Here is a 25278-nt window from a genome sequence, read left to right on the forward strand (position 1 = left end):
CACCTATCATGGGGGCGTGTCGTCGTTCGGTGAGGAGTCTTCCGGTATGTCGTCGCTGTTCGGCCACCGGGATTATCGCCGCCTGTTCGGAGCGCAACTGGTCGCCCTGTCCGGGACCGGGCTCGCGACCGTGGCGCTGGGGCTGCTGGCCTACGACCTGGCGGGTGCCGACGCCGGCGCGGTGCTGGGGACGGCGCTGGCGATCAAGATGATCACCTACGTGACGGTGGCGCCGCTCGCGGGCGCTTACGCCGACCGCGTGCCGCGCCGGAACGCGCTGGTCTGCCTGGACCTCGTGCGGGCGCTGGTGGTGCTGGCCTTGCCGTTCGTCGACCAGGTCTGGCAGATCTACGTGCTGATCGTGGTGCTGCAAGCCGCGTCGGCCTCCTTCACCCCCACGTTTCAGGCGGTACTCCCGGACATTCTCCCCGACGAGAAGCTCTACACCCGGGCTTTGTCGGCCTCTCAGCTCGCGTCGACGATGGAAAGCCTGCTCAGTCCGGTGATCGCCGCCGCGGTGCTCAGCGTGGTGAGCTTCCACTGGCTGTTCACCGGCACCTCGGCCGGCTTCGTGCTCTCGGCCGCGTTGGTGCTGAGCACGCGTATCCCGGACGCGGTGCGCAGCCATCGCGGTGGTGTCCGGGATCGCACGCTGGCCGGAGCCCGCATCTTCTTCGCCACGCCACGGCTGCGCGGGGTGCTGGGGCTGAACCTCGTGGTCGCGGCGGTCGGCTCGGTGGTCATGGTCAACACCGTCAACTACGTCCAGGACACGCTCGGCCGGAGCCAGGCCGACGTCGCCTTGTTGCTCGCGGGCAACGGGGCAGGCACCATCGCCGCGGCGCTGCTGCTGCCGCGGATGCTCGGGCGGATCGCCGAACGGACGGTCATGTTCACCGGCGCGTCGGTGCTCCTGGCCGGGATCGCCGGGGCCATCGGCCTCTCCACCGTCCATGATGGAGGGTGGCGCTGGCCCGCCGCGCTGGCGGTGTGGGCGGTCGTCGGCACCGGAACCGGGCTGGTCCTGACCCCGGTCGGCCGGGTCCTGCGACGGTCGAGCGGTGCAGGCGACCGTTCCGCCGTGTTCGCCGCGCAGTTCTCCTTGTCGCACGCGTGCTGGCTGCTGGCCTATCCGATCGCCGGATGGCTGGCCACGGCGGCGGGCTTCACCGTCACCTGGATCGTGCTCGCCGCGCTCGGACTGACCGGCGTCGTGATCGCGCTGCGGACGTGGCCACGACGGGAACCCGGATTCCCCTGCGCCGAACTCACCCGGACACCGATGTCACCGATTCGGCCGGCGCCTTCTTCTTCCCGTCACCAGGCAAGGTGATCAGCAGGACAACCGCACCGAGGAGGGTGACGACCGCGATCCAGCCCGCGCCGACGTGCATGGCATGGATGAACGCGTCGTCGGCGGCCCGCGCGAGCGTGGGCTCGCCGACGGCGGCGGCGACGTGGCGGGCCTGTTCGGCGGAAACCCGCGCCTGATCCCGCACCGGGCCGGGTGCGTCCGCCAGCGAAGGTTCGATCGCCCGCCGGTACACGATCGACATGATCGTGCCGCCGACCGCGATCCCGAGCACGCTGCCGGTTTGCCGCACCGTGTTGGTGACGGCGGATCCCGCACCGGCCTGGTCCAACGGCAGGTCGCCGATCAACGCGGCCGTGACGGGGCCGATCACCATGCCGATCGAAAGACCCTGCACCAGCAACAGGATCTCGATCCAGACGAGTGGGGTGTGCAGCGCAAGGAACCCGTATCCGGCCATCGTCAGCGCGGCCATGGTCAGCGCGGGCACGGTGACAAGGCGTAGCGACAGGCGACGGACCAGACGGGTGGCGAGGGGCGCCCCGGCGAGCGCGCCGAGAGCGGTCGGGACATTGGCCAGACCCGCTTTCATCGGGGAGAATCCGAGCGCGCCTTGGAGGTAGAAAGCGTTGTAGAAGGTGACCGCGGCCACGGCGAAGAGCAGCAATCCGAGCGCCACGTTGCCGCCACCGAACGCGCGTCGCGCGAGCAGCCTCGGGTCAAAGCTGGGCACCTTGGCACGCAGTTCGACGAGGACGAAAACGGCCAGCAGAACCAGGCCGAGAACGATCGGCGCCCAGACGTCGGCACGACTCCACGCGGTCACCTGCCCCGCCCGGATCAGTCCGTACGCCAAGGCCACGAGTCCGCCGGCCGACAGCATCATTCCGGCGGGGTCCAATGGCCGCGGAGCAGGGCTGCGGAAATTCGGAACAAGCAAGGCGAGCCCGGCGAACGCCAACACCGAGACCGGGACATTGATCAGAAAGACCGAGCCCCACCGGAAATGATCGAGCAGGAACCCCGCCAGCACCGGGCCCGCGGCCATTCCGACACCGGCCGACGTCGAGAAAACGCCGATCGCGGCAGCGCGGGCGGGGCCGGTGAAGGTCCACATGAGGATGGCCAGCATGGCGGGCGTGATCAGCGCACTGCCAACCCCCATCACCGCCCGGGCCGCGATCAGCTGGCCCGCATCGCTCGCGTACGCCGCCCACAGCGAGGATCCGGCGAAGACCGCCAAGCCGCTGGAAAACACCGTCCGGTGACCGAAACGATCGCCCAAAGCGCCCGCGGTGAACATCAAGGTGGCGAAGGCCAGCGTGTACGAACCTGTCGCCCATTGCAGTTCACCGGGATCGGCCCCAAGGCCGCGGACCGGGTCTGCGAGGGTCTCCAGCGTGGTACTCAGGACGGTGTTGTCCAGCCAAATCAGCAGCGAACACAACATGAGAACGGCGAGAATCAACCGCTGCCTGAATTTCGGCAGCGTCGCAGGCGTGGTCAATGAGCACCTTCGGATATCGATCGGCGGGAACTCGAGCGACCATAAGGAAACTCCGCGACGCTGTCAAACTTCGGTTTTCTTGGCGATACTGTTGCGGTTGAATGAATTGTATGCCCTCGGCGGGATTTGCGGAGTGAACAATTCTGTGCCCTCGGAATGATTTGTCATTTGACGGATTTCATGCCTTCTGGAGGTTGCGGTCGGGCGGCATTCATGCCGGTTATTGAGGGGTAAGGCGAACGTGTCGTGTCTTGGGCGAGACGGTGGGCTGGGTGACGCGACACCGCACTCGCGTGCGCAGACCCGGATCTCGCGTGTTTAGAGACGTAACTCGCGTGTTCAGATTCCGCACTCGCGAGTGCGGCATCCAGGCACGTGAGTTACGTCCCCAAGCACGCGAGTTACGTCCTCAAGCACGCGAGTCACGCCTTCACGACCGGCCGCCGAGGTCACAGCCGTCCCACTGTCACCAGAGATCACATCTGACGGTAGCGAAAGCCTCCTTCACTACCGTCAGAGTAGGGAAGGAGGCCCTCACTACCAGGAGAACGCCTACGCAGAAGCGGACACCGACCCCGCGTCACGACACGTTTGACTTACCCTCAACAACCAGGTCGGGGCGCGAACACGACACGTTTGACTTTTCGACCCAATAGAACAGTGGCCCGCTGGCGTTGTGATCACGTTCCACCAGTGCACCGACGTAGTGCTGGATCAAGGTGGTCGGTGGAGTGCGTCGTCCTCCCATGTACTCGATGTCGAGGGACTCACCCGGAGAACGTTTGTGACGGACCGCACGGGCTTCCGCGTTGACCTCGAGCTTGGTCGAGGTCCAACCATGAGGCCATGACCCTCGAAGCAGACGAAATGCTCTTGTTCCGGAACACCATGCGGATCACCGACGGCCACCTGGAGCAGTTCACCGCCGCCGTGCGCGAAGCGGTCGACTTCGTCGAGCGCAACGCGCCGCAGGTGATGGTGCAGACGTTCGTGGACGCTGATCGCATGCTGGCCTACAGCTATCAGATGTACGCCGATTCGGACGCGGTCCTCGAACACTGGCGGATCTCCGAGAACCACATCAACGCTGTGTCGGAGCACTGCACGGTGGTGGATTTCCAGGTGCACGGCTCGCCGGACGAACGAGTGCTGGCGGGGATGCGGGGCATGATCGACGACGGCACCGCTGTCGTCACGCCACGGATCGCGGGCTTCGTGCGCCCCTGACGGACCCGCACGGCGCTGCATGACACGTACGCGTCGGCTCACGGTTCGCGGTCCTGGACCCGGCGGGCGATGGCGAGTGCGATCGGCGCCACGAGCCAGCACAGATACGCGCCGGCGTCCTCGGTCAGGAACGAGACGGGGATGGAAACCCCGAACACCGCGGCCAGGCAGATGCTGCGCGTCAGGCTTTGGGTGAAGACCCGGGGTGGGCCGTCGGTCCGGTACAGATGTTCGCCCCGGATCTCCCGGATGATCAGCGCGAACGACGCGGAGGCCAGCACCTGGACCGTCGCGTAGAGGCTGAACCGGAGCGGCAAGGCTCCCTCGGCGGTGATCACCCGCGTCGCGAACGGCATCAGGACCTGCATGAACAGCCATCCCAGGGTGAGGCTGATCAGGCGGCCGTTCAGCGAGCGGACATAGGGGAAGATCTCGTGGTGGGCGCGCCAGTGGGCGGAGATCACCGCGAAGCTGAGCGCGAAGGCGACGTACTCCTTGCCGTGGGCCGAAATCGAGCTCAGCATGGCGGCGGTGGTGTCGCCGTGGGGGATCGGGAGATCCAGTGCCAGCAAGGTGAGCGCGATCGCGATCACCGCGTCGACGAAGGTGGTGAGCCGCTCGGCGGCGGCCTTCCCGATCGCGTCGGTCTGTGTCGTCATGGTGAGCTCCCGTGGTCTCAGACGGCGATTGCCGCGGCCGGTCGTGGGAGGTTCGCGAGTCGCCGGGATCGCACGGCGAGAATGATCATGACCGCCGGGATCGCGATGTCGTTGACGAGGACTCCGCCGGTGTTGCCGGGAGCGTGGTCGCCGCCCGCGAACCATTGGTAGACGTGGCCGATCGCGGCTCCCCAGAGGAACATCCCGCCGCCGAGGCCGATGGTGATGCGTTCGCGCGCGGACGCCGAGGCGGCCCGGAAGCCCATGACGGCCAGTGCGAGGTTGGCGAAGGCGATCTCGAACATGAACGGCGTCCGGTCGAAGCCGATCGCCGTGGCCATGACGTCCGGGAAGGCGAGGAAAGCGACCGTCATCCACAGGCTGCCGCAGCCGAAGGCGCCGATGGCCCACCAGCGCTGCCAGATCTCGAGCCGTTCCTCGGGTGACGTCGCGTGGCGGGCGCGGAGGAAGGCTCCGGCGGCGGGCACGACGATCCAGACCAGCGGGAAGGCGGATTGGGCGAGGTAGGAGAAGGTGTCCATGAGCTCAGTCTTACCCAGTTAATATTAACTAGTCAACACTCTGGTATGGTGAGGTCGTGGATGACGGACTCGCAGACCTGCTGCACCGCGTGGTCATGCTGATGGGCGAAGCGGCCCGTCGGCGCGCCGATGACTCCGGTGGGTTGACCTACAGCCAGATACGGCTTCTTGGCACGCTTGAGGACATCGAGCCGACGACGCAGCACCGGCTCGCTCAGGCGCTGTCGGTCTCCGACCCGGCGATCAGCCGGGCCTTGCGCCCACTCGAAGCGGACGGTCTGGTGCGGATCACCGTCGACCCCGAACATGCGCGGCGGCGGCTCGTCCGGCTCACCGATCCCGGCCGGAAAGCCTTCCATGCCGCGGGAAAGCCGCTCTACGACGAGTTCCGCGAGGGACTCGTCGCGGCCGGCTTTCCTTACGAGCGCTACCTCGAAGACACCCTTCGGCTGGCGGAAATCCTCGCACCCGACTGAGTCCGCTGCCGCGACTCAGATGGTGGTGATTCCGGCGCTCAGTGCCAGGGCCGCGGCTTCACCGCGTGAGGTGACGTCCAGCTTCTTCAGCAGGCCGGTGACATGGAACTTGACCGTGCTTTCGGTGATCCCGAGCGCGTCGGCGATGGACTTGTTGCGCTGCCCCCTGGCGACCAGCCGCAGCACTTCGAGTTCGCGGCGGTTGAGATTCGACGGCAGCGTCTCGTCGGTCCGGCCCGCGGCCGGTTCGAAGGGAACGCTGATGGCGACGTGGCTTCCCCACTCGGGGAGGGCGTCGATCCGGACGGTGGCGCCGAGGGTTTTCGCGCGTCCGTCGAGTTGCAGGCGCAGGCCGGCGCTGTCGAGGCTGCCCGGTCCCTGATCGCGGACGTCGAGGTGCAGCGCGGTGCTGTCGGTCGACCAGGCGATCCGGAGGCGGGTCAACTCGGGCTGGCTGGTGAAGGCCAGCACCGCCGTGCAGGTCATCGCGCGGGCGGCGTGGGCGATCTCGCCGGGTATCGGCCGCTCGTTTTTCGGCGGGGCGACGAAGTCCAGTCGCGCGTCGTGGTGGCGCAGCATTTGCCGGATTTCCCGCCGCAGCCTGCCGAACGCGGTGTGCGCGGGCTCTTCGGACTGGGCGAGATCGGTTTTCTGGGCCGATCGGAGCGCCACCAGTGCGGCCGAGGCGGAGTCGGGCGCGGCGAGCCGGGCGCGGTGGTCGTCCAGCCGGGAGGACCGCAGTGTGGTGAGGATCGTGACGAGCGCGGTTTCGTGCGCGGCGGCCATTTCGGCGATCGTCCTTGCGCGTTCGCTGGAGGCCGCGCGGGATTCGGCGAGGTAGTCGGGGCTGGCCTGCGTCACCTGCTGGCGGATCGAGGTCGCGACGACGCCGAAGACCTCGGCCAGGGGAGCGGGATGCGGGAAGCGGGTCCGGCTCGACCGGGGGACGAGCGCGAGCAGGGTGCCGATCGGGTCCTGTACGGCCCAAACGGTCCGGGTGGCGCCGCCGAGAGTGGCCGTCGTGGTCAGCTGATGGCCGGGCGGCACGCTCGCTTTGAGCGCTTCGAGTTCGGCGATGGTGATCTTGTCGGTGATCTCCCTGGCGCCGGTGACCTTGCGCGGCCGCCCGGTGCACTCCCGGGTGAAGATGACCAGAGCCTGATGCGGCCAGCCGTCGGCGAGGAAGCGCGAGAACCGGTCGGCGATTTCGCGCAACGGGCCTTCGATCACGTCGCGCAGTGCGGTCAGGTCGGCGGAGTCGGGCATCCAGTGAGCCTAGTGTCCGGCTCGCCTGGTCGAAAGGACAGGATCCACTGGACCGATGACCAGGTCGCTTGCGCGGCTTCCCGGCTTAGCCTCAGGTGAAGCATGCGTCGACGCGCATGCCTGTGTTGCCGAACGGCGGAGGAAACAGGGAATGTCACAGCAGGTGCGCGGAGTGATCGCCAGGTCCCGGAACGCTCCGGTGGAGCTGACGGACATCGTGATCCCGGATCCGGGCCCCGGCGAGGTCGTCGTGTCGATCGCGTCCTGCGGGGTCTGCCACACGGATCTGACCTATCGCGACGGCGGCATCAACGACGAGTTCCCGTTCCTGCTCGGTCACGAGGCCGCGGGCACGGTGGAGAGCGTCGGCGACGGCGTGGACTCCGTACGACCGGGGGATTTCGTCGTCCTCAACTGGCGTGCGGTGTGCGGACAGTGCCGGGCCTGCAAGCGCGGACGCCCGCAGTACTGCTTCGACACCTTCAACGCGACACAGAAGATGACGCTGACCGACGGCACCGAGCTGACCCCGGCGCTGGGCATCGGAGCGTTCGCGGACAAGACGCTCGTCCACGCCGGACAGTGCACCAAGGTGGACCCGGCCGCGGACCCGGCCGTCGCGGGCCTGCTCGGCTGCGGCGTGATGGCCGGACTCGGCGCGGCGGTCAACACCGGCGCCGTCGGCCGCGGGGATTCGGTCGCGGTCATCGGCTGCGGGGGAGTCGGCGACGCAGCCGTCGTCGGTGCCCGGCTGGCCGGCGCGGGCACGATCATCGCGGTCGACCGCGACCAGCGGAAACTCGAGTGGGCCCGTGAACTCGGCGCGACCCACACCGTCAACGCCTCCGACACCGACACGGTCGCCGCGATCCAGGAACTGACCGGTGGTTTCGGCGCCGACGTCGTCATCGACGCGGTCGGCCGCCCGGAGACGTGGAAGGCCGCCTTCTACGCACGTGACCTGGCGGGCACGGTGGTCCTGGTCGGCGTCCCGACGCCGGACATGCGCCTGGAGATGCCGTTGATCGACTTCTTCTCCCGCGGTGGCGCGCTGAAGTCGTCCTGGTACGGCGATTGCCTGCCGGAGCGGGACTTCCCGATGCTGATCGACCTGTACCTGCAGGGCCGGTTGCCGCTGGAGCGGTTCGTGACCGAGCGGATCCCGCTCGACGGGGTCGAGAAGGCCTTCGACGCCATGCACGCCGGCGAGGTCCTGCGTTCGGTGGTGATCCTGTGAGCGGGAACCTGCGGATCGAACGCGTCGTCACCGCCGGGGTCTTCGAACTCGACGGCGGGAGCTGGGACGTCGACAACAACGTCTGGCTCGTCGGGGACGACGACGAGGTCGTGATCGTCGACGCCGCGCACGACGAGAAGACCATCACCGAGGCCGTGGGCGGCCGTGACGTGGTCGCCGTCGTCTGCACCCACGGGCACAACGACCACGTCACCGTCGCTCCGATGCTGAGCGAACACCTGCACGCCCCCGTCGTACTGCATCCGGGGGACCAGGAGCTGTGGGAGATGACCCACCCCGGCCGCAACTTCCGGCACATCGAGGACGGCGAGCGGATCGCCGTCGCCGGCACGGAACTCGAGGTCATCCACACGCCGGGGCACTCACCCGGATCGGTGTGCCTGCACCTTCCCGAGGCCAAAGCGCTCTTCTCCGGGGACACGCTCTTCGCGGGCGGCCCCGGCGCGACGGGGCGCTCGTTCTCCGACTTCCCGACGATCATTTCCTCGATCAGGGAACGGCTCTTCGCCTTGCCCGAGGACACGAAGGTCCACACCGGACACGGCGACCCCACCACCATCGGTACCGAAGCGCCCCATCTGGCCGAGTGGATCGCCCGCGGACACTGAGTCCCGGCCTCAGTCGATGAGGACGTTCTTGTAGAACAGGTTCGCGTAGCGGTTGATGTTGTCCATGCTGCTGCGCGAACCGAAGCCCATGTACAACCGGGTCTCGCCGGCCAGGCTCCGGTAGATCCCGAGTCCCTCCGGCTCGCGGAACACCAGCGACTGCCCCGCCTTGGTCAGCGCGCGGCTCTTCACCTGGCCGGTGTTCATGTCGATGCACGTGACGTAGGAATTGATGTCGGCGGGATCCGCGTGGCCGGTACCGTCCAATGTGTACAGATACTGGCCGTAGATGGTGTACCCCTGGAACGTCACCGCCTGGTCGGACAGTGCGGGCTGCGGGAAGTGCGCCAGCGGTGCGCTGAAGTTGCCTGCCGCGGCGGACGCCAGCGGGTACACGCTGATGTGCATCTTGCCGCCTTCCTTGCGGCGCACCGCGATCCGCTTGTTGATCGGATCGGTGGCGCAGGTGATCGTGTCGCTGCCGGTGAGGAACTTCTTCACCGACGGCGTGCCACCGTTGACGAATTTGAACCTGGCCAGCGCCGTCCCGCGACCGGCGCCGGTCGGTCCGTCCGAGTCGCATTCCATCCAAATGTAGGAGTCGGTGCCCACCGGTTCGACGCCGATCGAAACACCGTGCCCGGCGTTGTTGAGATGCATCGAGCCCTGGATCTCCCCGGAGAAGTTGACCTGCGTGACGCACAGGTCGTCCCCGGTCCCGCCGTTGCGGGCGTTCACGATGAAGATGCGCACGTTCTGGTTGTCGAAGGCGAAGCCCTGCATCACGTGGTGCGACTCGTGCAGGATCTTGCTGCGGAACTCGTCGTAGGACGGCTTGGTGAGGTCGAAACGCTTGGACACCGGCATCGCGGTGATCGCGGCCGAAGCCGGTCCGGCAAACATCGCGCCGGTGCCGAGCAGCGCCGTCGTCGCGGCGAGTCCACCGCCCATGCGCAACAGTGAACGTCGGGAAACGTGCTCGGACATGAGCGCTCACCTTCGTCGAGTTTCGAGGTCCGATCGAAACTTCTCGAAGCGCGTACAAGATTCGTACAATGCGGCCGCGAACCCGAGCGTGCCGCGCTAGGCCGGTGCCAGGGAAGCGTTCCAGAAGTCGGCGTAGCGGCCGCCGCGGCGGAGCAGTTCGTCATGGCGGCCTTCTTCCACGATCCGGCCGCCGTCGAGGAAGGCGATGCGATCGGCGCGCCGGACCGTCCGCATCCGATGCGCGACCATCACGACCGTCCTGCCCGCCATCAGGCGTTCGATGCCCTCGTGGACGGCGGCCTCGTTCACCGGGTCCAGCGCGGAGGTCACTTCGTCCAGAAGCACGATGGGCGCGTCCTTCAGCAGCGCCCGCGCGATCGAGACGCGCTGACGTTCGCCTCCCGACAGCAGCGTGCCACCCTCGCCGACGGTCGCCGCCCAGCCGCCGGGCAGCCGCTCGATCACCTCGTCCAGCCGCGCGGCGCTCGCCGCCGCCCGCAGTTCGGCCTCGGTGGCTTCGGGACGGCCCAGCCGTACGTTGTCCTCGATCGTGCCGTCGAAAAGGTAGACGTCCTGGAAGACGATGGCGATCCTCGCCATCAACTCCTCGGTGGCGACGGAGCGCAGGTCCACGCCGCCCACGCGCACCGCGCCCGCGTCCACGTCGTGGAAGCGCGCGAGCACCTGCAGCAGTGTGCTCTTGCCCGCGCCCGAGGGGCCGACCACGGCGAGGCGCTGTCCCTCCGGCACGGACAACGACAGGTCGTCGAACACCGTGCGCTCGCCATGCCGGAAGGTGACGGACTCAAGATCCAGGCCATGACCCACCGGCCGGATCGGGTCGGCCGCTTCCGGCAGGGGCTCGGTGCGCAGGACCGCGTCGAGCCTGGCCAGTTCGGAGCGTGCGGAGCGGAGTTTGCCGCCGATGTCGGCCAGCGACAGGACAGGATCGGCGCCGCGGGCGGCCAGCACCAGGATCGTCAGCACCTCCGCGACACCGATGCTCCCGCCGAGCGCGAGGTAGGTGCCCAGAAGCAGCAACACGGTGAACATCGCCTGCACCACGAGCGTCAAGCCGATCATGCCGGGCAAAACCGACAACACGGTACGGCGGGAGGCACGCTGAAGTCCTTGCAGTGCCTCGTCGAGCAACGCGAAACGGTGGGCGCTCCGGCCGCCGGCGCGCAGCACCGGCTGGGCCTGAAGGAACTCGATGACGCGGCCGGTGGCCTCGGTGTCCCGTTCGTGGCGGTCGGCATCGCCCGCGGCCACCGAGCGGCCTGCCCGGAGCTGGATCGCCACCACGAGGGGAACGGCGAGGAGCGCGACGAGCCCCAGCTGCCAGTTGAAGGCGAGCATCACGCCGATGATCGTCAAGGGGGTGACGAAGGCGGAGATGTAGGGCCCCAGCAGATGCGCGATCACGCCCATCGTCTCCAGCACGCCCTGGCCCGCCAGGACGGACAGCTCTCCGACGCGGCCGGTGCTGTACCAGCCGAGGGGCAGCCGGGCCAGATGATCGCCGAGGCGGTGGTACATCCCGCCCAGCAGCGTGGTTCCGGCGCGGAAGCCGAACAGATCGCTGACATAGCGCAGCACCGCGTAGATCGCGACCGCGCCGCCGAACATGATCAGCCAGGGCACCGCGTCCGCGGGATTGCCGCCGAACAGCGCTGTCAGCACGGGAACCAGCAGTGCGTAGGACAACCCCTCGACGATCGCGGTCGTCGTCATCAAGGCCACGGTGCGGCGCACTGGCCGGGCGTAGTCCTGGCCGAGGACGTGCAGCAGGGTGCGGATCATCGGTACTCCTCGGATTGCCAGAAGGCGGCGAACTTTCCGTTCTGTGCCAGTAGGTCGGCGGGTTTGCCCTGCTCGACGATCGACCCGTCGTCCAGCATCACGACGGTGTCGGCGTCGGCGATCGTCTCCAGGCGGTGGGCGATGAGCAGGATCGTGCGATCGCTTTCCAGCGTGGTCAACGCCCGCCGTACCGCCTGCTCGGTTTGCGGGTCGGCGAAGGCGGTCGCCTCGTCCAGCACCAGGACGAGGGTGGCGGCGAGCAAGGCGCGGGCGAGTGAGATCCGCTGCGCCTCCCCACCCGACAGCCCGGCTTCCCGCCCCAGCACCGTGTCGTAGCCGTGTGGCAGCTCGAGAATCCGATCATGGATGTTCGCCATCCGGGCCGCGCGGACCACGTCGTCGAGATCGGCGTGCGGTACGGCGAGCGCGATGTTGTCCGCGACCGAGGCTCGCAGCAGGCGAACGTCCTGGAAGACGAAGGAAACCATCCGGTAGAGGTCATGGCTGCCGAGTTCGCGCAGATCGACGCCGCCCAGGGTGACCGAACCGTGGGCCGGGTCGAAGAAACGCGGCAGCAATTGAACCAAGGTGGACTTGCCGCTGCCCGAGGGCCCGACGATCGCGGTGACCGTGCCCGGTTCGAGGACCAGGTCGATTCCGCGCAGCACCTCGCGATCGGCTTCGTAACCGAAGCGCACATCACGCAGTTCCACCCGGTGGCCCCGCGGCGCGATCGGATGTGCGGGCTCCGGCAGCGGCGCCACGTCGAGCACGGTCCTGATCCGGCCGATCGCGCGTTTGGCGGCCTGCAGGTCGTCGAAAGCGTGCGCGATCAGAGCCGCCACCGGAGCGGTCAAACCCAGTCCCAGCAACAGGAACGGCAGCAGGTCGGCCGGGGGCAGGCCACCGGTCGTGATCAGCACGGTGCCGCCGATCAGGACGACCAGCAGGACGAACGGAGGTGACAGCACCAGCTGCATTCCGGCCGCGAGCACGGAAAGGCCGCGTACGAAGCCGTGGTAAACGCCGACGAAGTCGTCGGTGGCCGTGCGGAACCTGCGGTGGGCGCGCCCGGCACCGCCGAACGCCTTGACCACCGAGATGCCCTGGACGAACTCGACGACGGAATCGGCGATCCGCCCCATGGCCGCGTCGAACCGCTTCTCCTGTTCCAGCCGGGCCGGGGTCATCATCAGCGGGATATGCGCCAGTGCCAGCACCACCGGGATCAGCGTGATCAGCGTGAGCCGCCAGTCGATGGTGAACAGGTAGACCAGCGAGACCAGTGGCACCACGAACGCGGCGACGAGCTCGCCGGGGGCGTGGGCGATGAACGGGTGCACGGCACTGACGTCCTCGCCGACCACCTTGGCCAGTTCACCGGTCCGGCGCCGGGAGAACCAGCCGATCGGCACGCGACCCAGCCGCGCGGCCAGGTGACGGCGAAAGGCCAATTGCACCCGGCCGTCGAGCAGGTGCCCGATTCCGGACGACGCGGCGGTGAACAGCAGCCGGACGAGCAGGCCGACGGCACCGGCGATCGCGACGAACCAGACCCGATCGTGGTCGATCGGGCCAGGGGCCAGCAGCGCGCGCCCCAGTTCGACGACCGCCAGCAGCGGCGCCAGTCCCGCGAGCGCGCCGATCACCTGCAGTAAGACGACGGCGCCGAAGCTCCATCTGTAAGGGCGCAGCAGCCCGGCCATGGACTGTCCCGCCGCGAAATCGGTGGTAGTCATCGTTCTCCTGATTTCGTGAGGGCCCGGTCAGCCGCACATCGCCGCGTCGTACAGAGCCGCGAGCGCGTCGTTGATGGGATGGGGCTGCGGAGTGCCCGTGGAGTCGAACCTGTTCCACCGCTGCATGTTCACCGCGACGGCCATTCGCCGCTTGCCGTCGGCGCTGGTCATGGCCAATGCGCCGCCACCCCAGACGGTGCCGCCATGTCCCCAGAAGGTGCCGGCGGGCGTCTCCATCGGGTACAGGCCCAGCCCGTAGTCGATGATCTTGCTTTCCTGGGAGACGACGCGGACGGTGCGCCGCATTTCCGCCAGCGACGACGGGCTGACGATCTCCCCGGCGAACAGCTGGCCGAAGAATCGGTTGAGATCCGAGACGGTCGAGATCAGCGAAGCCGACGGCCCCACATAGGACATGTCGAAGACACTGAAGTCGCGCGGCGGCTCGTACATGCCGAACCACGCCTCGTAGATCTGCGACTGCGGGCCGTCGAACCGCGGTCCATCGGGAAACTCCGTGTCGCGGAGGCCGGCGCGTTCGATGACGTTCTGGGTGATGCACTTTTCGGCCGTGGTGCCGGTTACGTGCTCCAGAAGCCGGCCGAGAAGCAGATAGTTGGTGTTGGAGTACAACCCCGGAGTTTCGCCTGGCGCGGAGAAAGCCGGTGCGGCGACGCCATTCTCGATCAGCTCGATGGTGTCGAACCGGGTGTGCCGGTGATCCTCCAGGCTTTGCGGCGTGGTTTCGGCGAGGGCCGGGAACGCCTTGAGCGAGGGGTAGACGTACGGAAGGTATTCGGCGAAGCCACTGGTGTGGTTGATCAACATCCGGACCGTGATCGCGTCGCCGCGGGTCCCGGGAACCAGCTTCGGCAGGTAGCGGCCGATCGGCGCGTCGAGCCCGATCCGACCGTCTTCGACCAGCTGCAGCACGGCGGCCGCGGTGAAGGTCTTGGTGATGCTGCCGACGCGGTGCCGCATGTCGGCGGTGACAGGGCGGCCGGTGGCGAGGTCGGCGACCCCGGCGGCGCCGGACCAGACCTCGTCGCCTTCTCGTACCTCGGCGAACACGCCCGGCATCCCGGCGCGGTGGACATTCTCGATGGCGATGGTCAGCTTCGCGGAGTCCAGCGGTTTCCTCACGACATACGTCCTTTCGTCTTCCCCGAGTCGGTCTCTTGCCACCATTATGCACGCAGTGCGTGCAACACCAAGTGCATAAGTTAAACTGGGGCTCGACGAGAGGGGTGGGATGACAGGCAGAAGGCGCTGGTCGACCGAGGACATCCTGGACGCGGCGGCGGAGTTGCTGCGCACGGGCGACGCCGAGTCCTTCAGCGTGCGCAAGCTCGCGGCCGTGCTCGGCACCGATTCGTCCAGTCTGTACCGGCACTTCCGCAGCAAGACCGAACTGCTGCGCGCGGTCGCCGACCGGATCCTTCTGTCCGCGATGGACGGTTACCGGCCCGAAGGCGACTGGAAGCAGCGCATCACGACCCTGGCCCTGCGCGTGCGGGAGGCCTTCGGCCAGCAGCCGCAGCTCGCCGCGGTCTGGGGACGCTACGCCTCAGGCGGCACCGGTTCCCGCCTCGTCATGGAAGAAGTGCTGCAGGCGCTGCGCGAGTCGGGGCTGCCCGACGCGGAGATCCCGGCGCGCTACCACCGGATCGCGGTCCTCATCGCGGCGTTGATCGCCTCCGAGGCCGGGGTCAGCACCCTCACTCCCGAAGAGTACGAACAGGGAATGGAACTGTTCCGCGTCGCGGTACTCGGCGCCGATCCCGAACGTTTTCCCGCGCTGGCCCATTTCGCCCGCGACGTCCGCCCTCTCGGTGTGGACCGCCTCGCCGTGTTCGAAGAGATCCTCGCCGTCCAGCTCGCCCACATCGAGGCCGCGATCGGCTGAGCCGGCTCGTCACCTTGGTCGTCAGCGCCCTACTGGCCGCGCGGAGTGACGGACAGCGAGCACGGTGCCATCAGATCGAGTTCGAGCTGACCCCTGACGGCGCTAGCGGGGCATTCCGGCGTGCACAAGGCTGACCCGATGTCGGAAACTCTGTCGGCCCTGGAAAGACTGAAGTATCAAGGCGATCCGCTCGCCGACGCCGTCGTCGCCGAATTGGTGGCCAGTGAGCGGACGAGCGCGGTGAACGACGTGCTGGCACAGTTCAGGGACAACGACCAACCCATTCCCGAGAACCTGCCGGAATCGGTGCGCCGGTACCTGATCGAGACCGACACACCGCCGGGTTGGGCGGATCTCGAGCGGGTCGCGGCGGCGTACGAGTTCTTCGTCGACGACGGTATGCACGTCGCTTCGGTGCTGTCGTTCGGGGCGATGGTGAACTGCTATGCCCAGCCGCGGCCGTCCCGAGTCCTGTCGCTGACCCACCGGCTCAATCAGCCGCACCGCCGGCTGTCGGAGACCTCCCAGTTCGTGCTGAACCTCATGGGCCCCGACCCGTTCGGTTCCGGTGGCGGCTTCGTGCCCACGATCCAGAAGACCCGGCTGATCCACGCGGCCGTCCGGCATTTCATCACCAGGTCCGGCGAGTGGGACGTCGAGGCGGACGGCGTCCCGCTGTGCCAGCAGGACATGCTGGGAGCACTGCTGATCTTCTCGGTGCAGGTCATCGACGGGATGCGGCGGATGGGCGTCACGGTGACCGACCGCGAAGCCGAGGATTACTACTACGTCTGGCGGGTGACGGGCGCGATGCTCGGCATCCCCGCCGAAGCGATGCCCGAAACACTGCGAGAGGCCCGAGAACTGAACGCCGGACTCGTCGAGGCGAGCTACGGTCCCTCCGCCGAAGGCATCGAACTGACCCGCAACCTCTTGCGCCTGTACGAAAACATGGTGCCCGGCAAAGCCTTCGACGGCGTGGTCGCCGCGATGATCCGCCAAGTCGTCACCGAAGACGTCGCCGACTGGCTCGAGGTACCACGCTCACGCGGCTGGGGTCGCGCCGTCGGCGCGGGCGTACGGGCCATGCGGCTGCTGGAACGATCGGAGGACCGCAGCCGGGTGGCCACGGCGGTGCTCGACAAGGCAGGCGATCTCCTGCTCGGCGGCAGCGTCCGCACCCTCACCGACGGACAATCCACCGCACTGACCATCCCGGCGGACCTCCGGGAGAAATGGCTCGCCGCGGGCGTCTGCCCCGTCGCATCTCCGGTGTCACCGTGATCCGCCGCCGGGCGACTCGACCGCCCGGCGGCGGACGGCTTTCACCGGGTCGTGGTCTCCTCGACGGTGAGGAGGTCGTTCTCGTCGACGGCGGACAGGTCCAGGGTCTTGTAGCCGATGTCGTCGAACAGGATCGTGACGCGGTCCGGTTCCACCGACATGACGGCGCCCCGGCCCCACTCGGAATGGCGGACGGTGCTGTTTACGGCGTACTTGCCGCTTTCGACGCGTTTCTGCTCACCGGTGCCGAAGTCGCAGGTGTCGCAGTTACCGCAGGGCTCGGCGAGCTGTTCCCCGAAATAGCCGAGCAGATACCGCCGACGGCATTCCATGGTCTCCGCGTAGCCCCGGATCATCTCGATCCGGGACCGGACCAGCCGCTGGTGCCGCTCGGCGGCCTCGACGGCTTGCCGGGCCGCCTCGTCCGGCGGGAGGTCGCGGTCGACGTACTCGAGCCGCCCGTCACCGGTGGTGCCGACGGCCCCGGTCTCTTCGAGGAGATTGACCGCTTTGGTGCGCCGGGCCGCCGAAGCGTCCACTGTGTCCTTCAGCTCGGCCGCCCGGACGGGTGAGCCGTTTTCGCCGAGGGTCTTCGCCACCTGGCCGAGAAGCTCTTCCGGGGCTTTGGCGGCGGTGAGGAACTTCTGGAGACCCAGGTCCTGAGGCCGGTAGAGCAGCGTGATCGTGGCGGGTTCGCCATCGCGGCCGGCCCGGCCGATCTGCTGGTAATAGGTGTCGAGCGAATCGGGGGCCGACGCGTGCAGGACGAACCGCACGTCGGGTTTGTCGATGCCCATGCCGAACGCCGAGGTGGCGACCACGACGTCCACCTCACCGTCGAGGAAACGTTCGTGGACCTGTTCGCGACCGTGGGTCTTCATACCGGCGTGGTAAGCCGCCGCGCGCACACCCGCCCGCGCGAGCTCATCGGCGAAGTACTCGGCGTCCTTCCGGCTGGCGACGTACACCAGGCCGGTTCCGTGCTCGTTCGTCAATGACCTCCCGATGGTCCCGCAGGCCGAGCCGTTCGACGATGTCTTCGCGCACCGGCAGCGCGGCGGTGGCGGTGAGGGCGAGCACCGGCGGATGTCCGAGCCGCTCGATCACCGGCGCCAGACGGAGGTAATCGGGGCGGAAGTCATGGCCCCAAGCCGAGACGCAGTGCGCCTCGTCGACGACGATCAGGGAGATCTCCAGTTCGTTCAGCGTGCCGAGAACGTCTTCTTTGGACAGTTGCTCCGGCGAGAGGAACAAATACCCCGCTTCGCCTTCCTCGACGGCCTTCCACGCGTTCTTCCGCTCGCTCGCCCGCTGGGAGGAGTTCACCGCGACCGCGTCCGGCGCCTGGCTGTCCTCGATGCTTTCCCGCTGATCGTTCTGCAGGGCGATCAGCGGGGACACCACGAGCGTCACGCCGTCCAGCTTCATGGCGGGCACCTGGTAGATCGCGGACTTTCCCGCGCCGGTGGGGAGTACGACCAGTACGTCGCGACCCGCCACGACGTGCTCCATCGCCTCGAGTTGCTCGCCGGTGAGTTCCGGCCAGCCGAAGACCTCCGCGGCGATCCGCTGCAACTCTTCACGTCTTTCCGTTGCCTTCACCAGCCGGTGATACCCCGGCATCCCGCGCGGAAACGGCGGTGCACCGGTGAGCAGGATCAGGGCGTTCGGGTTGCCGGGGCCGCGGTACCAGGCCGCCACCTGCGCAGACCCGGCATTGTTAGGCTGTTCGGGTTACCGTCGTTTCAGCCTGCCGGACGAGCGGGTTCCGGCAGGCTCGACGACGGGAGCTGGTGATGGCGCGGACGGCGGGCGGCCGTGGTGGCACCGAGGTCCCCGCCTGGGTGGAGCCGATGCTGGCCAAACCGGACGGCGGCAGGCTGCGGGAAGGCCCCGAGTGGGCCTACGAGTACAAACTCGACGGCTATCGGGCGTGCATGCGGATATCGCCCGCCGGTACGACGGTGCTGACCAGCCGCAACGGTATCGACTTCACCGCCGAGTTCGCCGGTCTCGGCGGCGTCCTCGCCGAAGCCCTGGAGGGCAGGGCCGCGGTGCTGGACGGCGAGATCGTCGTCTACAACGAGGCCGGGGAGATCGACTTCGGGGCGTTGCAGGAGCGCCGTGGCCGTTTCCAGACGCACAGCACGAGCCGCCGCGGCGGGCCTTTCGACGATGTCCCGGTGCGGTATCTCGCCTTCGACCTGCTGCAGCTGGGTACCGAGAAGTTGCTGAACGAGCCCTATGACGAGCGCCGCCTGCTGCTGACCGGGCTGCCGATGCCCGATCCCTACCGGATCTCCACGGTGCGCGGCTTCACCTTCACCGAACTCGCCGCGGACCGCCGCACCCCGGCGCATCTGCTCGAGCACGTCGTCTCCAGCGGCCACGAAGGACTGGTCGCCAAACACCGCACCTCGGTCTACAGTCCCGGCCGCCGCAGCGACGCCTGGCTCAAACACCCGCTCACCCGGACCACCGAGGTCGTCATCTGTGGTTATCGGCCCGGTCAGGGCCGGATCACGGGGCGCATGGGTGGTCTTCTGCTCGGTGCCCACGATCCCGGCACCGGCGACCTCGTCTACATCGGTGACGTCGGGACGGGGTTCAGCGAGGCCGAACGCTCCCGGTTGCAAACCCGATTGGACGCGCTGGCACGGCGGAGCCATCCGTTCGCCGTCACCCCGCCGCGCGAGGACACCGTGCGGGCGCACTGGGTGGACCCGGTGCTGGTGGGCGAGGTCGAATACCGGCACTTCACCCGCGGCGCCGGCCGCCTCCGCCACACAGCCTGGCGAGGTCTCCGGCAGGACAAGGAACCTCGCGAGGTCCTCAAACCTCGGCAGCCAGGGCCCCGTGGCGCCGAGCCGGCCCGGATCGCCACCGAAGCGCCCGGCACCGAGGCACCCGTGCGGCTCGGCCCGAAGATCACCGTGCAGGCGGGAGAACGCCGCCTCACGTTGTCGAACCTGGACAAGGTGCTCTACCCGGACGGGTTCACCAAAGGCGAGGTCATCAACTACTACTCCCGCATCGCCCCCGTCCTGCTGCCACACCTGTCCGGGCGGCCGATCACGTTCATCCGCTTTCCCGACGGCGTCGAAGGTGAGCAGTTCTTCGAGAAGAACGTCCCGCACGGCGCACCGGCCTGGCTTCCCACCGTGCGGCTGGCCCGCTCCGGCTCCCGCGGCTCCGGTGAAGCGATCACGTACGCACTGCTCGACGAACTCGGCGCCTTGGTGTGGGCTGCCAATCTGGCCGCCCTCGAACTTCACATTCCACAATGGACCGTCGATGCCGACGGAGCCCGCCGTCCGCCGGACCGGCTGGTGTTCGACCTCGACCCCGGGCCGGGCACCTCGATCGTGCATTGTTGCCGCGTCGCGGAACGGCTTCACGACGCTCTGACCGCCGACGGGCTGACGCCGTTCGCGAAGACGTCCGGGTCGAAGGGTATGCAGCTCTACTGCGCCGTTTCCACCGATGACCCCGCCGCGCCCTCGGCCTACGCGAAGAAACTCGCGCAACGCCTCGCACGCGAGACCCCGGACGACGTGACCGCCGTGATGGCCAAGGCCCAGCGAACCGGACGGGTGTTCATCGACTGGTCGCAGAACAATCCGGCGAAGACCACGGTCGCCCCGTACTCATTGCGCGGTCGCGACCATCCCACCGTCTCCACCCCGGTCACCTGGGAGGAGGTCCGCTCCTGCCGTCGTCCGGCGCAGCTGGTGTTCACCGCGGACGACGTCCTCGACCGCGTCGGAGAGCAGGGAGATCTGCTCGCCGGCCTCGACACGGCCCGAGCCGAGCTTCCCTGACGTGGTGCCGTTGAGCTCGCCCTTCAGCGGGTGACCACGCTCGTGGAAACGCGTCCGCCGGTGATGAAGAGCGTGCGATCCACGAACGGAGCCAAGGTTTCGTCGTGGCTGATCATGAGCAGCGCGGTGCCGTGCCGGTTCGCCGCGGCGGTGAGGACGTCGAGCAGCCGGGTGCGGTTGGCCGCGTCGAGAGCCGATGTCACCTCGTCGCAGACGAGGACTCTCGGGTGGGCCATGAGCGCGCGGGCCACGGCACAGCGCTGGAGCTGTCCGCCGGAAAGCAGGCCGGGGCGGCGGTCGAGCGGATCGACGCCGAGGGAACGCAGGAGCTCCTCGGCTTCGAGCCGGGCGTCCGCGCGGCTGAGGCCGCGGAGGAGGCGGCCGGTGTCCGCCACCTGGTCGAGCACCCCGCGGAACTCGTCGAACGAGGCGCGGCTGTCCTGGTGGACGTAGTGAACCGCACGCAGTTGCGCGCGATCGCGACGACGGGCGAGGTGGGGGAGACGGACGCCGTCGACTTCGATCGTGCCCGCGGCCGGTGGGGTCAAACCCGCCAGCGCGCGGCCGAGCGTCGTTTTGCCCGCGCCCGAGGCACCGGTGAGCGTGGTGCGGCTGCCGGCCGCCAGCTCCAGGTCGACGTCCTCGACGAGCGTCGTCCGCCCGGCCCGCACCGTGAGCCCGCGGACGACGAGCACCGGGGACGTCGGCGACGCGGCCGGAGATCCCTCGAAACGGCTGTGTTCGGGAACGGCGGGGGACGGCATCAACCCGTGGTCGCGGAGTTCGGCGACGTCGTCGGCGAGGGCGCGCGCCAGCGTGAGGTCATGGGTCAGGATCAGCATTGCCGTCCCGGCATGGGAAAGTGCCGCGAGGCGGGCGGTGAGCGCGGTCCTGTTCGCCACGTCCAGACCGCTGGTCGGTTCGTCGAGAACGAGAACACGGGGCCTGGTCACGAGGGTGGTGGCGAGGGCCATGCGCTGCTGCTGTCCGCCGGACAGCTGGTGCGGGAACCGGCGCCACAGGTCCGGCTCGAGTCCCGCTTCCGCCAAGGCGGTGCGGGCCGCCGCCAGCCGCGCGGCGCGGCCATGGTGGTGAAGCGCGGCGAGTTCGGCCAGCACCGGGCCGCAGCGGCGGACCGGGTCCAGCACCGCCGACGGCTGCTGCGGCAGGTGGCCGACCACCCCGGCCCGCACCCGTCGCAGTTCGGATGCGGGCCGGTCCAGCAGCGGGGAGCCCGCGAGGCGGACCGAGCCGGACAGCTCGATCCCCGGCCGGGCTCGTCCGGTCGCGGCGAGGCCCAGTGTGGTCTTTCCCGCGCCGGACGCGCCGAGCACGACGAGGACGCGGCCGGGTTCGAGGGCCAGCGAGACGTCCTCGAGCAGAACGGTTTCCCCGGCGCGGGCGGACAGCCCGGCGATCTCCAGCACGGTCACGGGATCATCCGCCGGGCGGCGAGCAGCCGGTCGGTGACGAGGTTGGTGCCGACGCACAGAGCCATCAGCAGCGCGGCGGGCACCAGGACCACCGTTGGGGCGGTGTAGAGAGCTTCGCTGTTGCGTTCGATGACCACGGCCCAGTCCGGGGAGTCGGCAGGCAGGCCGAGCCCGAGGAAGTTCGCCGATGCCAGCAGGTAGAGCACGACGCCGAGCCGCGTGCCGGCGTCGGTCGCGACCGGACCGGTGACGTGCCGGGCGACGTATCCGAGCTGGATGCGCCACCACGATTTTCCTTGCAGGGTCAGGGCTTCCACGGCGGTTCGGCAGCCTGGCGCCAGTGCCGCGGCCCGCACCACGCGGGTGATCGCCGGTAACTGAAGGACGGCGACGGCGGGGACGAGCACGCCGGGCCCGCGGTGTCCGGTCGCGGCGAGCACCATGAGGACCAGCAGCGAGGGGAAGGCCAGCACGAGGTCGAGTGATCGCATCACGGTCTCGTCGGCCAGCCGTCCGCGCCCGGCCGCGACGAGACCGAGCGGCACGCCGACGAGGTAGGCGAGCAGGAGCGCGGTCACCGTCATGCCGATCACGGGAAGACCACCCGCGAGGATCACGGTGAGCGTGTCGCGGCCGAGGACGTCGGTGCCGAGCGGATGGGCGGCGTCCGGTGCCTGCCACGGTGCCCCGACGGACACCACGGGGCCCGCGATCACCGGCCCGGCCACCGCGAGCAGGAGCGGCACCGCGAGCAGCGGCCGGCCGAGGGCTCTGCTCACCACGTGACCAGCTCCCGGCGTGGGGTCAGCCGGTGCGCGACGAGATCGGCGACGAGGTTCCCGAGCACGACCACCCCGGCGAACACCAGCACGTATCCCTGCACCTGCGGGATGTCCCGATTCTGCACGGCTTCGACGAAACCCGTGCCGAGGCCGGTGATCGCGAACAGGGACTCGACGATCACCGTGCCGGTCAGCAGCCCTTCGACGGCGCGGGCGAGTTGCTGCACGGCGGGGGCCGCGGCGGCGGGCAGGAGGTGCCGCAGCACCACGGTGTGTTCGGGCAGGCCGAGCAGGCGCAGATGCTCGGCCACCTGCCCCCGGGTCTGCTCGGCGATCCCGATCCGGAGCTGCCGGGCGACGTCGCACAGTTGCCTGGCGACGAGCACGATCACCGGCAGCACGAGCACCTCGGGACGCGCGGCGAGGTCCGTTCCGGCCGCGGTGGCCGGGAGCAACCCGGTGTAGACGGCGAATCCCGCGACCAGCAGCAGGCCGAGGACGAACTCCGGTATCGAATGCAGGAACAGCGTGACAGCGTTGAGTATCCGGTCGATCCGCGACCCTTCGCGCAGGCCGCAGGTCACCCCGATGACGAGCGCGAGCGGTACGAGCACGAGCAGGGTCACTCCGGCGAGCACCGCGGTGGCGGCGAAACGGCGGACGATCTCGTCGGTCACCGGGGCACCGGTCACGAGCGACCGGCCGAGATCGCCGGTGACCAGTCCCGAAAGCCAGTTCCCGAACCGGTCGAGGAGCGGCTGGTCGAGGGCGAGCCGTTGGCGTACGGTCGCCACCTGCTCGTCGGTGGCCTGTTCGCCGAGCACGACCGAGGCGGCGTCGCCGGGGAGCAACGCGGTCACGGCGAACGTCGCGACCAGCACGACCATCGCCTGCACTACGGCGAAACCCAGCCGCCGCACGGTGTGACCCGGCACGTCAGGACAGCCGGGCGCGGTCGAACCTCGCCCACTCGAAGGTGTTCGGCGGCGCGGTCACCAACCCCGAAACCCGCTTCGACACGGCGATCGTCCAGGTGCTGAACCCCCAGGCGAGCAGGCCGCCGGAGTCGTGCACGATCCGCTGGGCGTCGCCGAACAGGGTGAGCCTGGCGGCTTCGTCCGCGGTGGCCGCGGCGCGGTCCATGAGGGCGTCGAATTCCGGCGAGCCGAATCCGTTGACGTTGTTGGAGCCGCCGGTGCGGAAGCGCTGGTTGAGGAACGTCGCCACCGGCAGGGTGGCCGTGCGGGTGAGCGCGGCGACCCCCTTGGTCTTGATCTCGCCGAAGTAGCTGCTCGACGCGCGTGTGTTCGGCGTGACGGTGAGCCCGATTTCCTTGAGCTGCTGGGAAATCAGCGTGGCCGCGGTGGCGAAGCCCGGGTCGACGTCGCTGGTTTCGACGGCGAAGGCGAGCCCCTCGGCTCCTGCCTCCCGCACGAGCGCCCTGGCCAGTTCCACGTCGCGCCGACGTTGCGGGATGCCGGCGGCGTACCCGCGGAGTCCTTTGCCGAACAGGTCGTTGCCGATTTCGCCGCGACCGGCCAGCGCGACCCGGTTCAACGCCTCCCGGTCCACTCCGGACAGTACGGCGCGCAGCAACCTCGGATCGGTGAACGGCGGCTGTGTCAGGCGCAGGATCAGGCCCTGCATCGTCGTTCCCTTGGCTTCGAGCAGCGAGACACGCCCGTCGCCGGTCAGCCGGGCCGCGGTGCCGGCCGCGAGATCGTGGGCGTAGTCGACCTGTCCGGACAGCAAGGCGTTGACGCGCGCGGTTTCGTCGTTGACCGGGACGAACTCCAGCTCGTCGATACTCGGTGCGCCGTCCCAATAGGACTCGTTCTTACGGAACACCGCCGGGCCGCCGGGAGTGAACGAGACGAAGCGGAACGGGCCGGACCCGATCGGCGCCGTGAAGCCCGTCGTCCCGGCGGGCACGATCTCCGCACCCGGCGCGCCCCACCCCGACGGGAATTCGAAGTCGGGAGCGGTCAGCGTCAGTTCGAGTTCGGCGGGCGACACCGCCTTGCTGCGGGCGAAGTCCACCTTCGCGAAGTATTGCCGGGACGAGGAAGCCAGTGCGGGATCGGCGATCCGCCGGAAGCTGTGGAGCACGTCGTCCGCGGTGACCGGACGCCCGTCGTGGAAGGACGCCTGCCGCAGCCTGATCCGCCAGCGCGTACCGGAACCGTCACTTTCCCAGGATTCGGCCAGCCGCGGCCGCAACGAGGTGTCGGCGTTGTAGGCGACGAGCGTGTCGAAGAGCGCTTTGGCCCGCGCCTGGTCGACGAAAAGCGAAACCTGGGCCGGATCAAGGGTTTCCTTCGACCCGCCCGCCGCGAACGCGACTTTCAGCCGTCCCGCGGCCGCGGGCGCGGTCCCGCAGGCGGCCAAGGGCGTGAGCGCGGCCAAAGCGAGCAGGCGCCGACGAGTGAGCGGATGACGCGTCATAAGGACCTCCGGGACATCGAGCACTGTCCCGGGCGCGCGGCCGCACGTGAACGGGACCCCGCTCCGTACTCCACGACAGTTGGGGCTGGCAGCACTCGGCGGGCAGTCCGGCTCACGGCACAGGCCGTTCACGGTTGCGGGTCAGCGCCGGATTCACACCGGCTTCCCCCGACGGGCACCTTCTTACGTTGTGACGCACACGGTAACCCATGATCGAGGTGTG

Annotated in this window: 20 protein-coding genes, 1 pseudogene and 1 riboswitch; of the genes and pseudogenes, 8 read left to right on the forward strand and 13 right to left on the reverse strand. The window is 68.7% G+C overall.

What is annotated here, in order from left to right; all coding sequences use genetic code 11:
• Positions 1 to 46 precede the first annotated feature (46 nt).
• Positions 47 to 1333 carry an MFS transporter gene (locus tag DMH03_RS28150; RefSeq protein ID WP_125795445.1) on the forward strand — a complete coding sequence of 429 codons (1287 nt, stop codon included), beginning with the start codon at positions 47 to 49 and terminating at the stop codon, positions 1331 to 1333.
• On the opposite strand, the gene DMH03_RS28155 is transcribed toward DMH03_RS28150, so the two are convergent.
• Entirely contained in the window at positions 1269 to 2819 is a 1551-nt protein-coding gene (locus tag DMH03_RS28155; RefSeq protein ID WP_233611683.1) for an MFS transporter, read from the reverse strand. The genes DMH03_RS28150 and DMH03_RS28155 overlap by 65 nt on opposite strands.
• Positions 2820 to 3665: 846 nt before the next feature.
• On the opposite strand from DMH03_RS28155, the gene DMH03_RS28160 reads away from it, so the two are divergent.
• The gene (locus tag DMH03_RS28160; protein ID WP_125795003.1) at positions 3666 to 4046 is read left to right on the forward strand and encodes a hypothetical protein; all 381 of its coding nucleotides are present in this window, start codon (positions 3666 to 3668) and stop codon (positions 4044 to 4046) included.
• 38 nt (positions 4047 to 4084) lie between these two features.
• On the opposite strand, the gene DMH03_RS28165 is transcribed toward DMH03_RS28160, so the two are convergent.
• Both DMH03_RS28165 and DMH03_RS28170 read right to left on the reverse strand, forming a co-directional pair.
• Positions 4085 to 4705: a TMEM175 family protein gene (locus DMH03_RS28165; protein ID WP_125795004.1), complete on the reverse strand. Its 621-nt coding sequence runs from the start codon at positions 4703 to 4705 to the stop codon at positions 4085 to 4087.
• A 17-nt stretch (positions 4706 to 4722) separates the two neighbouring features.
• Entirely contained in the window at positions 4723 to 5247 is a 525-nt protein-coding gene (locus DMH03_RS28170; RefSeq protein ID WP_125795005.1) for a DUF6790 family protein, read from the reverse strand.
• Between the two features lie 56 nt (positions 5248 to 5303).
• Here DMH03_RS28170 and DMH03_RS28175 point away from each other — a divergent pair, with 56 nt between their 5' ends.
• Positions 5304 to 5723: a MarR family winged helix-turn-helix transcriptional regulator gene (locus DMH03_RS28175; RefSeq protein ID WP_125795006.1), complete on the forward strand. Its 420-nt coding sequence runs from the start codon at positions 5304 to 5306 to the stop codon at positions 5721 to 5723.
• Between the two features lie 15 nt (positions 5724 to 5738).
• Here the strand turns inward: DMH03_RS28175 and DMH03_RS28180 are convergent, their stop codons facing one another.
• Positions 5739 to 6989, reverse strand: a complete 1251-nt coding sequence (locus DMH03_RS28180; protein ID WP_125795007.1) for a LuxR C-terminal-related transcriptional regulator — start codon at positions 6987 to 6989, stop codon at positions 5739 to 5741.
• Positions 6990 to 7140: 151 nt separating this feature from the next.
• On the opposite strand from DMH03_RS28180, the gene DMH03_RS28185 reads away from it, so the two are divergent.
• Together DMH03_RS28185 and DMH03_RS28190 are read left to right on the forward strand one after the other, a co-directional pair.
• Positions 7141 to 8226, forward strand: a complete 1086-nt coding sequence (locus DMH03_RS28185; protein ID WP_125795008.1) for an S-(hydroxymethyl)mycothiol dehydrogenase — start codon at positions 7141 to 7143, stop codon at positions 8224 to 8226.
• Entirely contained in the window at positions 8223 to 8855 is a 633-nt protein-coding gene (locus DMH03_RS28190; protein ID WP_125795009.1) for an MBL fold metallo-hydrolase, read from the forward strand. Before DMH03_RS28185 ends, DMH03_RS28190 begins: the two co-directional genes overlap by 4 nt.
• A gap of 9 nt (positions 8856 to 8864) precedes the next feature.
• Here DMH03_RS28190 and DMH03_RS28195 read toward each other — a convergent pair whose 3' ends face one another.
• The 4 genes from DMH03_RS28195 to DMH03_RS28210 all read right to left on the reverse strand — a co-directional run bounded on the left by DMH03_RS28195 (position 8865) and on the right by DMH03_RS28210 (position 14527).
• Positions 8865 to 9842, reverse strand: coding sequence for a teichoic acid biosynthesis protein C (locus DMH03_RS28195; protein ID WP_125795010.1), 978 nt, complete (start codon positions 9840 to 9842; stop codon positions 8865 to 8867).
• Between the two features lie 96 nt (positions 9843 to 9938).
• Positions 9939 to 11645 (reverse strand): ABC transporter ATP-binding protein, encoded by a 1707-nt coding sequence (locus DMH03_RS28200; RefSeq protein WP_125795011.1) that lies wholly within the window; start codon positions 11643 to 11645, stop codon positions 9939 to 9941.
• Complete coding sequence (locus tag DMH03_RS28205; RefSeq protein ID WP_199749052.1) at positions 11642 to 13384, reverse strand: ABC transporter ATP-binding protein; 1743 nt, start codon at positions 13382 to 13384, stop codon at positions 11642 to 11644. Before DMH03_RS28205 ends, DMH03_RS28200 begins: the two co-directional genes overlap by 4 nt.
• A 27-nt stretch (positions 13385 to 13411) precedes the next feature.
• Entirely contained in the window at positions 13412 to 14527 is a 1116-nt protein-coding gene (locus tag DMH03_RS28210) for a serine hydrolase (RefSeq protein WP_233611684.1), read from the reverse strand.
• Positions 14528 to 14636: 109 nt separating this feature from the next.
• On the opposite strand from DMH03_RS28210, the gene DMH03_RS28215 reads away from it, so the two are divergent.
• A complete protein-coding gene (locus DMH03_RS28215) occupies positions 14637 to 15290 on the forward strand; it encodes a TetR/AcrR family transcriptional regulator (RefSeq protein WP_125795013.1) in 654 nt (217 codons plus the stop codon).
• Positions 15291 to 15428: 138 nt separating this feature from the next.
• Positions 15429 to 16574: an oxygenase MpaB family protein gene (locus DMH03_RS28220; protein WP_125795014.1), complete on the forward strand. Its 1146-nt coding sequence runs from the start codon at positions 15429 to 15431 to the stop codon at positions 16572 to 16574.
• 41 nt (positions 16575 to 16615) lie between these two features.
• On the opposite strand, the pseudogene DMH03_RS43060 reads toward DMH03_RS28220, so the two are convergent.
• Positions 16616 to 18197: pseudogene (locus tag DMH03_RS43060) on the reverse strand (DUF3553 domain-containing protein).
• Between the two features lie 173 nt (positions 18198 to 18370).
• Here DMH03_RS43060 and ligD point away from each other — a divergent pair.
• Positions 18371 to 20395: a DNA ligase D gene (gene ligD, locus DMH03_RS28230; RefSeq protein ID WP_125795015.1), complete on the forward strand. Its 2025-nt coding sequence runs from the start codon at positions 18371 to 18373 to the stop codon at positions 20393 to 20395.
• A gap of 23 nt (positions 20396 to 20418) precedes the next feature.
• Here ligD and DMH03_RS28235 read toward each other — a convergent pair whose 3' ends face one another.
• Genes DMH03_RS28235 through DMH03_RS28250 form a run of 4 tightly spaced genes read right to left on the reverse strand, consistent with a single transcriptional unit; the run spans position 20419 to position 25055 of the window.
• On the reverse strand, positions 20419 to 21828 hold the full coding sequence (locus DMH03_RS28235; protein ID WP_125795016.1) for an ABC transporter ATP-binding protein: 1410 nt from the start codon (positions 21826 to 21828) through the stop codon (positions 20419 to 20421).
• Positions 21825 to 22610 carry an ABC transporter permease gene (locus DMH03_RS28240; protein ID WP_125795017.1) on the reverse strand — a complete coding sequence of 262 codons (786 nt, stop codon included), beginning with the start codon at positions 22608 to 22610 and terminating at the stop codon, positions 21825 to 21827. Before DMH03_RS28240 ends, DMH03_RS28235 begins: the two co-directional genes overlap by 4 nt.
• Positions 22604 to 23545 carry an ABC transporter permease gene (locus tag DMH03_RS28245; RefSeq protein WP_125795018.1) on the reverse strand — a complete coding sequence of 314 codons (942 nt, stop codon included), beginning with the start codon at positions 23543 to 23545 and terminating at the stop codon, positions 22604 to 22606. Before DMH03_RS28245 ends, DMH03_RS28240 begins: the two co-directional genes overlap by 7 nt.
• 1 nt (position 23546) lies before the next feature.
• Positions 23547 to 25055 carry an ABC transporter substrate-binding protein gene (locus DMH03_RS28250; RefSeq protein WP_125795019.1) on the reverse strand — a complete coding sequence of 503 codons (1509 nt, stop codon included), beginning with the start codon at positions 25053 to 25055 and terminating at the stop codon, positions 23547 to 23549.
• An 83-nt stretch (positions 25056 to 25138) separates the two neighbouring features.
• Positions 25139 to 25253, reverse strand: a riboswitch (cobalamin riboswitch).
• Between the last annotated feature and the right edge of the window lie 25 nt (positions 25254 to 25278).

It is taken from the genome of Amycolatopsis sp. WAC 01376 (genome assembly GCF_003947415.1).
GTDB lineage: Bacteria > Actinomycetota > Actinomycetes > Mycobacteriales > Pseudonocardiaceae > Amycolatopsis.